Here is a 13,063-nt window from a genome sequence, read left to right on the forward strand (position 1 = left end):
GTTATCCGAATGGATAGATTCTCGGCGGTGCCTCACTTCCTCCGCCTCACTGGAGTTCCTATGGCCCTGCCCGAAGGACTGCGCAGCACCCCGTTTTCCCCGCGGTACGACGACCGCGTCGAGGAGTGGATGGACGTCTACGGCCATGCCGTGCCCCTGTTCATCACGGACCCGGCCGAGGAGTACGAGGCATTCCGCACCGCCGCCGGCGCGCTGGACTACTCGATGCTCTACAAGTGGCACGTCGAGGGCGAGGACGCGCTCGCCACCGTCGACGCCGTCTTCTCGCGGAGCGTCCGCGGGCTCGGCGCCGGTCGTATCGCCTACGGCGTGGTCGTCGACGCGGACGGCTTCATGATCGACGACGTGACCGTGGCCGTCCTCGCGCCCGGCCACGTGGTCGTCACCGGCGGCAACCCAGCCACTCAGGAATCGCTGACCGCGCACGCCACCGGCGGCACCACGGTCACCGAGCGTCGCGACGAGTTCGCCGTATTGACCTTGCAGGGGCCGCGCAGCCGCGAGGTTCTCCAGCGGCTCACGCACGTCGACGTCTCCAACACCGCCCTCCCCTACTACACGTTCATCCGGGACGTCCTGGTCGCGGGCATAGGTGCGCAGGTCAGCCGGATCGGGTTCACCGCCGAACTCGGCTACGAGATCCAGGTGCCGCGCGAGCGTGCGCTGGACCTGTGGGACGCGGTCCTCGACGCGGGGGCTGACCTCGGGGTGAAGGCCGCCGGCGCGCTCGCCCTCCTGACGTGCCGCACCGAGGCCGGGATGATCATGGGTGAGCTGGAGTACGACCACACCGTCACCCCGTTCGAGTGCCGGATGGGCTGGGCGGTCGACTTCGACAAGGGCCCCTTCCAGGGCCGCGACGCGCTGCTCGCCAAGAAGGGCACCGCGCCGGGGCGTGTGGTCAGCGTCGTCGTGGACGCCGCACCCGAGGCCGCCGAGGGCGCGCGGCTGGAACTGGACGGACGGGACGTGGGCTACGTGACGATGGCCGTGCCCTCGCCCGTACTCGACGGCGCCACCCTGGGACTCGCCCGTGTGCACCGCGACGCGGTGAAGTCGGGAACCGCGCTGACCGCGGTCGCCGCCGACGGTTCCAAGGCCGACGCCACGGTGAAGCCCACCCCCGTGTACGACCCCGAGCGCACCCGCGTACGGGCCTGAGCCGGAAGGCACCGCAGCCATGCAGCGCTACATCCTGACCGTCAGCTGTCCCGACCAGCCGGGCATCGTGCACGCCCTCTCCGGTGGCATCACCGAGGCCAAGGGCAACATTGTGGAGAGCGCCCAGTTCTCCGATCCCGGCACCGGCACTTTCACCATCCGGGTGCTTCTGGAGACCCCGCAGGCCGACGTCGAGAGCCTGCGGGACGAGCTCTCCCTGCGCCTGGCGCGCTTCGACCCCGTGCTGTCCCTGCGGCCGGAGCAGCAGCGGCGCCGGGTTCTGCTGATGGTGTCGAAGTTCGACCACTGCCTGGTCGACCTCCTCTACCGCTGGCGTCTGGGCGAACTGCCCGTCGACATCCCGCTCATCGTTTCCAACCATCCCGACCTGGCGCCCGTCGCGCAGCGCTACGGCATCCCGTTCGTCCACCTCCCTGTCACTCGCGGCACCAAGCCGGAGGCGGAGGCCGAGCTTTTGCGGCTGGTCGCCGAGCACCGGGTCGACTTCGTGGTCCTCGCCCGCTACATGCAGGTCCTCTCCGACGACCTGTGCCGCACACTGTCGGGGCGGGTCATCAACATCCACCACTCGTTCCTGCCGGGCTTCAAGGGCGCCAAGCCGTACCACCAGGCCCACGACCGGGGCGTCAAACTCATCGGCGCGACCGCCCACTTCGTCACCGCCGACCTGGACGAGGGCCCGATCATCGAGCAGGACGTCGTGCGCGTCGGACACCGGCACACCGCGCCGGAGCTGGTCGCCATCGGCCGGGACGTCGAACGGGTCGTCCTGGCGCGGGCGGTGCGCCTGCACGCCGAGGACCGGGTCGTGCTGACCGGCTCCCGCACCGTCGTGTTCTCCTGACCCGAGAGGTTCGTACGACCATGACCACCGCGACGCTGCTCGACGGCAAGGCCGCGGCAGCCGAGATCAAGGCCGAACTCGCCGCCCGGGTCCAGGCGTTGAAGGCACGGGGCGTCACCCCGGGCCTGGGGACCATCCTGGTCGGCGACGACCCGGCCAGCCACTCCTACGTCGGCGGCAAGCACCGCGACTGCGCCCAGGTCGGCATCGCGTCGATGCGGGTGGAGCTGCCCGCCACCGCCTCCCAGGCCGACGTCGAGGCCGCCGTGCTCCGGCTCAACGCGGACCCGGCCTGTACCGGCTTCATCGTCCAGTTGCCGCTGCCGGCCCACATCGACACCCACGCCGTACTGGAGCTCATCGATCCCATCAAGGACGCCGACGGGCTGCACCCGGCGAACCTCGGGCGCCTCGTGCTCGGCATTCCCGGGCCGCTGCCCTGCACGCCCCGCGGCATCATCGACCTGCTCCGCCGCAACCAGGTGGCCATCACCGGCAGGGAGTTCTGCGTCATCGGCTGTGGCATCACGGTGGGTCGTCCGTTGGGCCTGATGCTGACCCGAAGCACCGAACACGCCACGGTCACCCTGTGCCACGAGGCCACCCAGGACACCGCGGCTCACGCCCGGGTCGCCGACGTGGTCGTGGCCGCGGCAGGCGTGGCCCACCTCGTTGGGCCCGACTGGATCAAGCCGGGCGCCACGGTCCTGTCCGTGGGCATCACCCGGACCGTGGAGGGCATCCTCGGGGACGTCCACCCGGACGTCGGGCAGGTCGCCGGCTCCCTGGCACCGCCGGTGGGCGGAGTGGGGCCGATGACCCGGGCCATGCTGCTGACCAACATCGTCGAAGCCGCCGAGCGCGGCCGGCCCTGACGGGGAAGCTGCGGGGCCGAGCCTGTTCGGACTCGGCCCCGCAGCCGTGTGCGCCGGCGGGGAAGGCACCGGCGGCGTCGCCGCCGGGCACGCAGTACGCGCGCATGCTCGCCGTCTGCCCCAGCCCACAGGGCCCGGCGAGCCGTACGCACGATCACGGGCGGCCGGCGTAGAAGGTGTAGCGCTCCAGCGGTTCTCCCTCGTGGCCCCATGGCCAGAGCGTCACCAGGCCGTCGATCGCGGTGAACACCGGGCGGGCGTCACCCGTACGGCCGGCGCGCACCAGGCAGTAGCCAAGCAGCCCGAGGTCGGCGACGGCGGCGGCCTGGCGCAGGTGCCCGGGGCTCAGCCAGGAGGCCAGCGCCTGATCCACCCATCGCGCGACCTGCGGTTGTGTCCAGTAGCGGCTCACCCCCAGCGCCCGGACTCCCCCACCGTCCAGGTCGCGGTGGTACTGCCGCACGGCGGCCGTGGGCGGCAGGCATGCCGCCGGAGCGTCCGGCGGCATGACGGCGACGACGTCGTCGAGGAAGTCCCGCAACGCGCTCTGGCTCCCCTGCTCCTCCGGGGAGAGATAGCCCAGGATCTGCAGATGCGCCTCCCGGTGCCACGGATCACGCGCGCGGATCTCCTCCCAGAGCGGTGCGAGCTCGGCACGGGGCCGCCCCAGCGACCGCAGCGCCGCCAGCGCGCCCACCCAGGGCGTCGGATCGCCCGGACGCGCCTCGGCGGCGAGGCCGCAGAGCGCCAGGGCACCCCAGGGATCCGTGGCCAGTTCGGCCCACCCGGCGAGAACCAGCGCTTCCGGGTCGCGCGGCCGGCGCTTCTGCCACCCGCGGCCCGGCGCGGGAGCAGCCTGCGGGAGCACGGAGACACGGTGGCAGCGGCGGTCCCAGTCGGGCGCGGTGTCCCGCAGGAGTTGCTCGATCCGGGTGACGGCGAGGTCCTGTGGGCCCGGGCCCCGGAAAGAGGCGATACCTCTGAGCACCCGGCCAAGGGCGGCATCGTCGAGTTCCGGGGCCAGCCGGGGCTTTGGCCGCCTGGTGCTCCCGAAGAATGCCATGCCGGTGTCAGCGTCCGTGGTGGGCGGCTCGGACGAGGGCGTCGAACAGTCCCTGCTGGGCGGGGTCCTCGTGGGCGGTGTCCTCCGGGTGCCACTGGACAGCGGTGAACCATCCGTGGACACCGGGGAGTTCGAGCCCCTCCACGGTGCCGTCGGCCGCGCGCGCGGTGACCGCGAGTCCCACGCCGGCACGGTGGACGCGCTGGTGGTGGTAGCAGGACGCCTCGACCTTCTGCGCGCCGGTGGCCTGCTCAAGCAGGGTGCCGGGCTGGACCGCCACGGGGTGGACGACATGCCGGTGCTCGCGTTCCGGGCCGCCCATGTCCTGCTCCAGGGTGCCGCCGAGGGCTACGTTGACGACCTGGAGTCCTCGGCAGACCGCCAGCAGCGGCAGGCCCGAGTCGATGGCCTGGCGGGCGACCTCCATGTCGAAGTCGTCCTGGAGGTCGTCGACGTCGTAGACGCTGGCATGGGTGTCGGTTGCGCCGTAGCGGTGCGGGGCGAGGTCTCCGCCGCCGGGGAGCAGGACACCGTCGAAGCGGGCGAGACGTTCGGCCACGTCTCCGGAGGCGGGGTGGATGCTCGCCGGCTCGCCGCCCGCCCGCCACACCGCCTCGATCAGCGCGCGGGCGTTGACCTCGGCGGCGTAGCGCAGCGCGGAGGTGGTGGCGGAGAAGCGGGCGGGGACCGCGATCAGGGGGCGGACTGAGGTACGGCTCACAGCTGGATCCAGGTGGTCTTCAGTTCGGTGTACTTCTCGATGGCGTGGGCGGACTTGTCGCGGCCGTTGCCGGACTGCTTCATGCCGCCGAAGGGGACGGTCAGGTCGCCCTCCTCGTAGCAGTTGACCCACACCGTCCCGGCCCTGAGCACACGGGCGACCTGGTGGGCCGTGGACAGGTCGGAGGTCCACAGGCCCGCGGCGAGGCCGTACTCCGTGTCGTTGGCCAGCCGGACGGCCTCGTCCAGATCGTCGAACGTCAGCACTGACAGGACGGGGCCGAAGATCTCCTCGCGGGCCAGCCGCATGCCGGGGCGCACATGGTCGAAGACGGTGGGGCGCAGGAAACTGCCGCCGGTCTCGGCCAGGGCGCGGCCGCCGCCGACGCGCAGCCGGGCGCCTTCCTGAAGGCCGGTCTCGATGTGGCCGAGGACCCGATCGAGGTGCCTCCCACCGGCCATCGCACCCATCTCGGTTGCCGGGTCGAGCGGGTCCCCGACGACCAGTTCCCGGGCCCGCGCCACGATCGCGTCGGTGACCTGGCCAGCGATCGAGGAGTGCACCAGCAGCCGGGAGGGGGCGGTGCACATCTCGCCCTGGTTGAAGAAGATGCCCCAGGCGGCGGTGGCGGCGGCCTTCTCCAGGTCGGGCGCATCCGGGAAGATGATGTTGGGGGACTTGCCGCCGAGTTCGAGCCAGACCCGCTTGAGGTTGGAGTCGGCGGCGTAGCGCAGGAAGTGACGGCCCACGGCGGTCGAGCCGGTGAAGGCCAGGACGTCGACATCGGGGTGGAGACCGAGGGCGCGCCCGGCGACAGGGCCGTTGCCGTTGACCACGTTCAGCACACCCGGCGGCAGGCCGGCCTCGGTGGCGAGCCGGCCGAGCAGCAGGGCGGAGAGCGGGGAGTTCTCCGACGGCTTCAGTACGACCGTGCAGCCCGCCGCGAGTGCCGGAGCCACCTTCCAGCCGGCCAGCGTCAGGGGGAAGTTCCACGGCACCACCGCGCCCACGACACCGGCCGGCTCCCGGGTGACCAGCGCCAGGGCATCGGGGGCGGTGTGGGGCGACTCGTCGGTGAGTTTGTCGGCCAGCTGCCCGTACCAGCGAAACGTGCTGATGACGGCGCGCAGTTCGATCTCGTACGCGTCCGTGATCGGCTTGCCCATCTCCAGGCTGACGGTCAACGCCAGTTCCTCGCGGTGCGCTTCGAGCAGGTCGGCGATGCGCAGCAGGATCCGGCCGCGGTCGGCCGGTGCGAGGCGGGGCCACGGGCCGGAGTCGAAGGCCCGGCGGGCGGCGGCCACGGCCACGGCCACCTCCTTCGTGCCCCCGTCGGCGACCTGGGTCAGCACCTGGCCGTCGCGGGGCGAGACGGCGGCGAAGGTCGCCCCTCCCCCGCCCTCGTCGACACCGTCGATGTGATGCGCGCCTGCCAGGTCCAGTGCCTTGGCTCGGCGCAGCCATTCCTCGTGGGTGATGTCCAGCATGCGGAACCTCCGGATACTTTATTTGATTCCAAACGATATGGTGTGGGCTCAGCCGTCACAAGAGTTCACGGAACGATCCGACGGGTCCGTGAACCCCGGGAGGGAGCCCACCGTGCGCGCATTCGTCATCCAGCACGACCACGTGACCGACGCCGGTCCGGTCGGGGCCCGGCTCGTACAGCGCGGATACGACCTGAGCGTCGTGACCGTCGTACCCGAACACCGCCACCACGCGCCGGACGTGGCCTTCGACTTCCCAGCCGCCGACGACTGGGACCTGATCGTGTCGCTCGGCGCGCCCTGGTCGGTGTACGACGAGACGGCCGTGGGTTCCTGGATCGGCGGAGAGCTGGCGCTGTTGCGCAAGGCCCACCACCTCGGTGTCCCGGTGCTCGGGGTCTGTTTCGGCGCTCAGGCGCTGACCACCGCGCTCGGGGGCTCGGTCGAGGCGTCGCCGCGCCCGGAGATCGGCTGGGTCGGGGTCGACACCGACGATCCCGAACTGATCGGCCCGGGCCCGTGGTTCCAGTGGCACTACGACCGCTGCCTCCTGCCGCCCGGAGCCGAGGAGGTGGCCCGCAACTCCGTGTGCGCCCAGGCGTTCCGGCTCGGGCGGAGCCTGGGGGTGCAGTTCCATCCGGAGATCACACCCACCACCGTGCGCCGGTACCTGGAGCTCGGCGGCGCCGAGCAGTGCCTGCACCAGGGCGTGGACCCCGGGGAGCTGCTCACCCGGACAAGGGACCTGGCGGCGACGGCCCGCGCGAACGCCCGCCACCTTGTCGACGGGTTCCTCGACCGGGTGGCGGACACGGCCGACTGACCGTCTCATGCGGGCAGCACCAGCGCGGCGACCTCGTCGACCAGCGCCTTCTGGTGCGGCGCGAGGTCGTGTCCCGTCATCCCGCCGACCACCGGAAGCAGCGCGTCGTCCAGCACCTTCACCCCGGCCAGGGTCTCGATGACGGCGTGCCCGCAGAACGGCACGTAGAAGGGGCTGTAGCCGCCCTCCTGCACCATCGCCACCCTGCCGCCGCAGACCTCGGCGGCGACCTGGAGGACCTGCTCGGCCATGCCCCGGAATCCGCGGCTGGTCACCAGCTGGCGCGCGAGCGGGTCCATCGCGTTGGGATCGAACCCCGAGGCGACGACGATGAGTTCCGGGGCGAAGGCGCGCAGGGCGGGTACGACGACCCGTTCGAAGGCGTAGAGGTGGCCGAAGTCGCCGGTACCGGGCGGCATCGGAATGTTGATCACGCTGCCGGGCGCCGATGGCCCGCCGCGTTCCGTGAGCTGCCCGGAGCCGGGCGGGAAGCAGCCCTCCTGGTGCACGGAGAGGGTCAGGACGTCGGGCTCGTCCCAGAAGACGGACTGGGTGCCGTTGCCGTGGTGGACGTCCCAGTCGACCACCGCGACCCGCCGCACGCCCAGGGCGGCACGGGCGTGCGCGACCGCGATCGCCACGTTGTTGAGCATGCAGAACCCCATGCCGGTGTGCGCCGGGGCGTGGTTCCCGCATGGGTGGACGAGCGCGTACCCGTTGTCCACCCGTCCGGTGACGACCGCTTCGACCAGTTCGATCGCAGCGCCGGCGGCGAGCGCGGCGATCTCGTAACCGCCCTTGCCAAAGGGGGAGATGCCGTCGCCGGCGTCACCGCCCTTGGGCAGGTTGCTCTCACGCCGCAGTCGGCCGACGTGTTCGGGGGTGTGGACCCGCAGTACGTCTTCCTCCGTGGCGTGTCGTGCCTCGACGCGTTCCAGATGGTCGATCAGGCCGGACACGGCGACGAGTTCGTGCAGCCGCCGCTTGGTGTCGGCGTGTGCCACATGGTCGCCGATCGACTGGAGTCCGGCGGCCGGATCGGCGGGGAACAGCCCGCCGCTGCCGCTGTCGGCCCAGCCGAACAGCTCGTGCCACACGTATCCCGTGCTCAATGAATCCTCCGTGGGCGGGTGGGAGCCGGACATGGCCGGCCCGGTCCCGGGGGAGTGGGAACCGGACCGGTCACACCGTGAGAAGCGGCGTCCTCAGACCTGGTCCGTCGCCCGGTCACGCGTCACGCGGGCGGCGACGACGCCGAGGATCAGGACCGCCGGGACGGCGAGTTCGAGCCAGGTCGCCGTGGTCGAGTCGCCGCCGATGAGGGTCGTGAAGTTGGCCAGGATCAGCCAGATCGCACCGGCGATGCCGAGCGCGCCCAGGATGGGGGCGATCAGAGTGTTCCAGGGGCGGGTGTCCAGCCGCTCGCGCCGGAAGAACACCACCACCGACACGGAGGTCAACAGGTACAGGAGCATGATTGCCAGCACGGACACCCCACTGAACCACGAGAAGAGGGTCAGCACCGGGTCCTTGCCCAGCAGCGCGAAGGGCATGACGAGCAGCAGGGAGATCACGGTCTGCACGCAGCCCGCCACCCACGGGGAGTGACGCCGGTTGATCGCGGTCAGCCCGTGGGGCAGCAGGCCGTCGCGGCCGAGGGAGAAGAGGTAGCGGTTGGCGGAGTTGTGGAAGGCCAGGATGCCGGCGAAGAGGGAGGTCGCCAGGAGGATCGGCAGGACGTCGCCCACCCAGGCGCCGAACTGCGCGGTGATCGGTGCGAAGACCCATGCCGTGGCGTCACCGCTCGCCAGCGCCTTGCCCGCCTCGGCGGTGGCGCGGGAGGCACCGTGGGCGGAGACCAGCATCCACGAGGTGAAGGCGAAGAAGCCGGTGATCACGGCGACGGAGAGGTACGTGGCCCGGGGCACGGTCTTACGGGGCTCGCGCGCCTCCTCGCCGTAGATGGCGGTGGCCTCGAAGCCGAACATCGACGCCACGGCGAACATCACGGCCACGCCGGGAGCGCCCTGGAGCGCGGCGTGGGGCGAGAAGCTGTCGGTGAAGCCCAGCCCCTCGGGGCCGCCGCCCTTGAAGAGGGTGACCAGGGCGAAGACGAGCAGGATGCTGAACTCGGCCAGGACGAACACGGCCAGCACCTTGGCGCCCATCTCGATGCCCGCCGCACCGAGGGCCTGGACGACCGCCATGGTGACCAGGGCCCAGACCCACCAGGGGGCGTTCAGGCCGGTGTAGTGGTCGACCAGGCCTCCGACGATGGATCCGTACAGCCCGTACATGGCGGCCTGGACCGCACAGTAGGCGAAGAGCGCGACACTCGCGCTGCCGGACCCGGTGGGACGGCCGAGCCCCTTGCCGATGTACGTGTAGAAGGCGCCGGCGTCCACAACGTGGCGTCCCATGGCGACGAAGCCGACAGAGAACAGCAGGATCACGACGCCGGCCCCGGCGTAGGCGGCGGGCGCCCCCGCGCCGTTGCCGATGGCCACGGCGATGGGCACAGCCCCGGCAATGCCGGTCAGGGGCGCCTGCGCGGAGAGGACGAAGAAGAGGATGCCGAGGACGCCGAGGGAGTTGGGCTTGAGTCGGCCAGCGGTGGGTTCGTCCTGCACGGTCTGGTTTCTCTGGACCGTTTGACTGTCCACGCGGATCACCTGCCTGGGGAGGGGAGCGAAGGAGATTTACTTTGGAGCCAAACGAGTTGCCTCATAGTGGGGCTGAACTATCCATATGGCAAGGGGTTGAGTGATGATTTTTCGCCACCGCCCCTGCTTCTTACGAAGCCGTAACCCGGCTACTCGTGGACAGAGATGGCCTGCAGCGGGCAGACGTCCGCGGCTTCCTGCACCTCGTCGACGTGCGCCGCGTCCACCTCCGCCGTGTACAACTCGGTGGCCTCGTTCCGCAGGGACAGGCGCCCCTGCTCATCGAGGGCGAAGAGTTCGGGGGCGGCGTAGACACACTGGCCGTGGTCCTGGCACTTCTTGAGGTCGACTTCCACGCGCATGATGACTCCTGGGTGTGGTGCTGTGCTGTGTGCTGAGGGAAGGAACGGCCGACGTGCTGTCAGCGAAGCCGGATCGGCAGGTGGGCGATGCTGCGCAGGAACTCGGTGTGGGTGAAGGTGGGCTCACCGACGAGTTCGATCGCGGCGAAGCGGTTGACCAGCGCAGTGAAGACGACGTCGGCCTGTGCACGGGCGAGCACCTGTCCCGCGCAGCCGTGCTGGCCGGAGCCGAAGGCCAGGTGCCGGCTCGCGGCGGCCGGACGGTTGTGGTCGAAACGGTCCGGGTCGGGGAAGGCTTCCGGGTCACGGTTGGCGGAGCCGATGAGCAGGACGAGGACCTCGCCGGCGGGCACGGTCGTGTCGCCGATGACCGTTTCCTGGGTGGTGAGGCGGGAGACCATCTGCTCGGGGGTCTCGATGCGCAGCACCTCATTGATGAAGCCGGGCCGGATTTCCGGCTGGTCGCGATAGATCCCGATGTACTCGGGGTGTTCGGCCATGTGCCGGATGCCCTGCACGATGAGGTGCTTGATGTCCAGGTGACCGACGGCGAAGAAGAGCAGGATCGAGAAGATGACCTCGTTCTCGGTCATGTTCCCAGCGTCCTGCTCGGCGAGGAAGTGGTCGATCAGTCCGCTGCCGGGGTGGGCGCGCTTGTGGGCGATGAGGGCACGGTTGTGCTGCTCGTACCACTCGAAAGCTTCACCGGTGACCCGCCAGTCGTCCTCGTCGGACCCGGGCCCGAGGCTGACGCCGATGTTGTAGGTGGCCTTCTGGATCTCCAGCATCTTCGTGGGCTCGACACCGAAGATGTGACAGATGGTTTCGAAGGTGGAGCGCAGGGCGAGGTCGTCCACCGCGTCGAGCGTGCCGCCTGCCTCGACCGCCTTGTCGAGTACGGCGTCCACGGACGCCTGCATCACCTTGGACCACTCCTCGACCGCCTTGGGCGTGAACCAGCGGTTGGTGATGCGGCGCAGCCGGGTGTGGTCGGGGGCGTCCTGGCCGAGCACCGTGTCGTGCAGCGGATCGGCCACGCCGAAATCGAGCTTGCGGACACTGAGGGTGGGATTGCGAATCAGCTTCGCGACGTCCTCATAGCGGGACACCACGTACACGCCGATCGGATGCCGGTAGACGGGCGCCTCCGCGCGGAGCCGGGCGTAGTACGGGGCGGGCTTCGCCCGGTAGTCGGGGTCGCGGAACGGAAGCAGCTCGGCTGCGGGAGCCTCGATGGTCATGGGGATCTCCTAGGGATGCATGGCGGCCGCGGGCGGTCCCTGCCATGCAGGCGAGAATTATCCATCTGGAAAGCTGCGTCAATGCTTCCGGTGGCCGTAACCAACTCTTTACTCGTACGGAATCAAACGAGATCATGGCGCCGAACGGCGAAAGGCTCCGGACGCGGAACGTCCGGAGCCTTGGAACAAGCAGGTCAGAGGGGTTTGTCAGCCGTCCTCGGCGGTGCGGTCGCGAGCAGTGTCACCGTTGGCGTCGAGGAACCTCAGCAAGGAGCGCAGCTCTTCCAGTGCGGCATCCGTGACCTCGGGCTCACCGAGGACGAGCTGGTGCAGTACGAGGCCGTCGAGCGCGGCGAAGACCAGCCGGGTCAGTGCCTTGTCCGCGCCGGCTGGCAGCATGCGGGTCAGTTCGCGCTGGGTGGCGTCGAAGTACTCGTCGTACAACGCGCGGATCTGGGGTAGCAGCTCCGGGCGGCGGCGCGATTCCAGCAGCAGCTCGTACTGGAACACCTGGACGTCCGGATCCGCCGTGACCATCTCCGACAGCCCCGCCGAGAAGTCCGCGACCCTGCCGGTGCCCGGTTCGAGCGCACTGGTGTTGAGCGAGGTGCGGATGGTGTGGGCGAGGGTCTCCTCGATCAGGGCATCGCGCGAACCGAAGTGGTGCACCACGAGGCCGTGGGTGACCCCGGCCTCCTCCGCGACGGCCCGGTAGGTGAGCCTGCGCAGGCCGCCCCGCGCCACCACACGGACGGCGGCGTTCAGCAGGGCTTCTCGGCCCTCGCCGTAGTGCAGGCGCTTGCGTGACTGCCGGCTCTTGGAGGCGTCGGTGGACTCGGTCATGGGGGCGACCTTACCTGGGAGGGCGGCCGCACCGGACGCCTCGGTCGACAGGCCCGGTGCGGCGCCGTCTCATGGGCGTCCGTCAGCGCCTGGGCGGGCGGATGCCGCGGAACTCCCAGTCGCCGCCGAGCGCGGTGGACAGCACTTCCTCGGACTCGGTGGGCTGGGCGCCGACGTCGGTGCGGACCGGGGTCGGGCCGGTCACGATGTGGTTCGTCAGCCGGCCGAGCCCCTCCACCTCCACCTCGACCACATCCCCGGGCTGGACAGGCCGGGAGTTGGCGGGGGTGCCGGAGAGCAGGACGTCACCGGGGTAGAGGGTGATGGTGCGGGCGATGTCGGCGACGAGGTAGTGCATGTCCCACTTCATCTCGTCGGTCGAACCGTCCTGCACCACCTCGCCGTTGACGTAGGTGCGCAGGGTCTTTCCGTGGAAGTCCCAGTCCGTGACCAGGCCGGGCCCGAGCGGGCACAGGGTGTCGGAGCCCTTCACGCGGAGCATGGAGCCGGCGTCGGTGTCGCGGAAGTCGTGCAGGCCGTAGTCGTTGGCGATGGTGTAGCCGGCGATGTACTCCCCTGCCTCGGCCGGGGAGATGTTCCGCGCGGTCCTCCCGATGACGATGGCGACCTCGCCCTCGTAGTTGAGCCACTTGCAGCCCTCGGGGCGGACGATGGCGCCCTTGTGGGAGTTGAGGGAGGAGGTCGGTTTGTGGAAGTAGGTGGGGGTGTCGGGCAGGTCGATCCGGAACTCGTCGACGCGGCTTCGGTGGTTGAGGTGGACGGCGATCACTTTGGAGGGCACGACTGGCGGCAGGTGCTGCGCGTCCTCGATCTTGACGCGGCGGCCGTCCCCGGCGACGAGCTCGTCTCCGTCGACGGTGACCTGGACGGCGGCGCCGTCGAGGAGGATGCGGCGGTATTCGGGCATGGCGGGGCTC

The 13,063-nt window shown here is 70.4% G+C and carries 13 protein-coding genes; 4 read left to right on the plus strand and 9 right to left on the minus strand.

Translation table 11 applies throughout. From position 1 onward, the window contains the following. Positions 1 to 60: 60 nt before the first annotated feature. Genes LE548_RS38190 through LE548_RS38200 form a run of 3 tightly spaced genes read left to right on the plus strand, consistent with a single transcriptional unit; the run spans position 61 to position 2,922 of the window. Positions 61 to 1,182: an aminomethyltransferase family protein gene (locus LE548_RS38190; RefSeq protein WP_225101645.1), complete on the plus strand. Its 1,122-nt coding sequence runs from the start codon at positions 61 to 63 to the stop codon at positions 1,180 to 1,182. A gap of 19 nt (positions 1,183 to 1,201) precedes the next feature. Further along, a complete protein-coding gene (gene purU, locus LE548_RS38195; protein WP_225101646.1) occupies positions 1,202 to 2,047 on the plus strand; it encodes a formyltetrahydrofolate deformylase in 846 nt (281 codons plus the stop codon). Positions 2,048 to 2,067: 20 nt separating this feature from the next. After that, positions 2,068 to 2,922 (plus strand): bifunctional methylenetetrahydrofolate dehydrogenase/methenyltetrahydrofolate cyclohydrolase, encoded by an 855-nt coding sequence (locus LE548_RS38200; protein ID WP_225101647.1) that lies wholly within the window; start codon positions 2,068 to 2,070, stop codon positions 2,920 to 2,922. A gap of 154 nt (positions 2,923 to 3,076) precedes the next feature. On the opposite strand, the gene LE548_RS38205 is transcribed toward LE548_RS38200, so the two are convergent. From LE548_RS38205 to LE548_RS38215, 3 genes are read right to left on the minus strand one after another with little or no spacing between them, the layout of a single operon-like run. Further along, positions 3,077 to 3,985, minus strand: coding sequence for a hypothetical protein (locus LE548_RS38205; RefSeq protein WP_225101648.1), 909 nt, complete (start codon positions 3,983 to 3,985; stop codon positions 3,077 to 3,079). A 7-nt stretch (positions 3,986 to 3,992) separates the two neighbouring features. Beyond that, positions 3,993 to 4,706 (minus strand): gamma-glutamyl-gamma-aminobutyrate hydrolase family protein, encoded by a 714-nt coding sequence (locus LE548_RS38210; RefSeq protein WP_225101649.1) that lies wholly within the window; start codon positions 4,704 to 4,706, stop codon positions 3,993 to 3,995. Continuing rightward, positions 4,703 to 6,193 carry an aldehyde dehydrogenase gene (locus tag LE548_RS38215; protein WP_225101650.1) on the minus strand — a complete coding sequence of 497 codons (1,491 nt, stop codon included), beginning with the start codon at positions 6,191 to 6,193 and terminating at the stop codon, positions 4,703 to 4,705. The genes LE548_RS38210 and LE548_RS38215 overlap by 4 nt, the downstream gene beginning before the upstream one ends. 112 nt (positions 6,194 to 6,305) lie before the next feature. Between LE548_RS38215 and LE548_RS38220 the strand changes: the two genes are divergently transcribed. Next, positions 6,306 to 7,016 carry a type 1 glutamine amidotransferase gene (locus LE548_RS38220; RefSeq protein ID WP_225101651.1) on the plus strand — a complete coding sequence of 237 codons (711 nt, stop codon included), beginning with the start codon at positions 6,306 to 6,308 and terminating at the stop codon, positions 7,014 to 7,016. 5 nt (positions 7,017 to 7,021) lie between these two features. On the opposite strand, the gene LE548_RS38225 is transcribed toward LE548_RS38220, so the two are convergent. The 6 genes from LE548_RS38225 to LE548_RS38250 all read right to left on the minus strand — a co-directional run bounded on the left by LE548_RS38225 (position 7,022) and on the right by LE548_RS38250 (position 13,053). Beyond that, complete coding sequence (locus LE548_RS38225) at positions 7,022 to 8,128, minus strand: class II histone deacetylase (RefSeq protein WP_225101652.1); 1,107 nt, start codon at positions 8,126 to 8,128, stop codon at positions 7,022 to 7,024. Between the two features lie 93 nt (positions 8,129 to 8,221). Further along, on the minus strand, positions 8,222 to 9,679 hold the full coding sequence (locus LE548_RS38230; protein WP_225101653.1) for an APC family permease: 1,458 nt from the start codon (positions 9,677 to 9,679) through the stop codon (positions 8,222 to 8,224). A 149-nt stretch (positions 9,680 to 9,828) separates the two neighbouring features. Further along, positions 9,829 to 10,041, minus strand: a complete 213-nt coding sequence (locus LE548_RS38235) for a ferredoxin (protein ID WP_225101654.1) — start codon at positions 10,039 to 10,041, stop codon at positions 9,829 to 9,831. A gap of 59 nt (positions 10,042 to 10,100) precedes the next feature. Next, the gene (locus tag LE548_RS38240) at positions 10,101 to 11,282 is read right to left on the minus strand and encodes a cytochrome P450 (protein ID WP_225101655.1); all 1,182 of its coding nucleotides are present in this window, start codon (positions 11,280 to 11,282) and stop codon (positions 10,101 to 10,103) included. Between the two features lie 207 nt (positions 11,283 to 11,489). Continuing rightward, on the minus strand, positions 11,490 to 12,125 hold the full coding sequence (locus tag LE548_RS38245) for a TetR/AcrR family transcriptional regulator (protein WP_225101656.1): 636 nt from the start codon (positions 12,123 to 12,125) through the stop codon (positions 11,490 to 11,492). A gap of 82 nt (positions 12,126 to 12,207) precedes the next feature. Then, on the minus strand, positions 12,208 to 13,053 hold the full coding sequence (locus tag LE548_RS38250; protein ID WP_225101657.1) for a fumarylacetoacetate hydrolase family protein: 846 nt from the start codon (positions 13,051 to 13,053) through the stop codon (positions 12,208 to 12,210). Between the last annotated feature and the right edge of the window lie 10 nt (positions 13,054 to 13,063).

The sequence above is a fragment of the Streptomyces sp. CoH27 genome (genome assembly GCF_020181035.1).
GTDB lineage: Bacteria > Actinomycetota > Actinomycetes > Streptomycetales > Streptomycetaceae > Streptomyces > Streptomyces camelliae.

Excerpts from the sequence above, each read along its gene's own strand:
- LE548_RS38190 (WP_225101645.1), top strand. The coding sequence starts at position 61 with ATGGCCCTGCCCGAAGGACTGCGCAGCACCCCGTTTTCCCCGCGGTAC.
- LE548_RS38250 (WP_225101657.1), bottom strand. The coding sequence starts at position 13,053 with ATGCCCGAATACCGCCGCATCCTCCTCGACGGCGCCGCCGTCCAGGTC.
- LE548_RS38215 (WP_225101650.1), bottom strand. The coding sequence starts at position 6,193 with ATGCTGGACATCACCCACGAGGAATGGCTGCGCCGAGCCAAGGCACTG.
- LE548_RS38235 (WP_225101654.1), bottom strand. The coding sequence starts at position 10,041 with ATGCGCGTGGAAGTCGACCTCAAGAAGTGCCAGGACCACGGCCAGTGT.
- purU (WP_225101646.1), top strand. The coding sequence starts at position 1,202 with ATGCAGCGCTACATCCTGACCGTCAGCTGTCCCGACCAGCCGGGCATC.
- LE548_RS38205 (WP_225101648.1), bottom strand. The coding sequence starts at position 3,985 with ATGGCATTCTTCGGGAGCACCAGGCGGCCAAAGCCCCGGCTGGCCCCG.
- LE548_RS38240 (WP_225101655.1), bottom strand. The coding sequence starts at position 11,282 with ATGACCATCGAGGCTCCCGCAGCCGAGCTGCTTCCGTTCCGCGACCCC.
- LE548_RS38245 (WP_225101656.1), bottom strand. The coding sequence starts at position 12,125 with ATGACCGAGTCCACCGACGCCTCCAAGAGCCGGCAGTCACGCAAGCGC.
- LE548_RS38200 (WP_225101647.1), top strand. The coding sequence starts at position 2,068 with ATGACCACCGCGACGCTGCTCGACGGCAAGGCCGCGGCAGCCGAGATC.